1 protein-coding gene is annotated in these 252 nt (G+C 44.8%); it reads left to right on the forward strand.

Annotated features, from left to right (window positions below):
* Nucleotides 1-2: 2 nt before the first annotated feature.
* The gene (locus tag PROVRUST_RS20805) at nucleotides 3-245 is read left to right on the forward strand and encodes a phage holin family protein (RefSeq protein ID WP_248696651.1); all 243 of its coding nucleotides are present in this window, start codon (nucleotides 3-5) and stop codon (nucleotides 243-245) included.
* The last annotated feature ends 7 nt before the right edge of the window (nucleotides 246-252 follow it).

The raw sequence follows: 252 nt of genomic DNA on the forward strand, positions 1-252 counted from the left end.
TCATTTCCGCATGGGGAGGCGCTGTGAGATATATCATTGATATACGAAAAAATAATACCGCGTGGAGCTGGGTAAATGCCTTAATGCAAGTTGTTGTGTCAGGGTTTGCTGGGCTTCTTGGTGGTCTTGGTGCTATCGAATCAGGAGCATCAGAATACATGATCATGATTTCATCGGGTGTTGCAGGCGCGATGGGAACCATGGCGTTAGATTTTTTCTGGTTGAAGTATACAGGGGTAGAGTGACAAAATT

Source organism: Providencia rustigianii DSM 4541, assembly GCF_000156395.1.
GTDB lineage: Bacteria > Pseudomonadota > Gammaproteobacteria > Enterobacterales > Enterobacteriaceae > Providencia > Providencia rustigianii.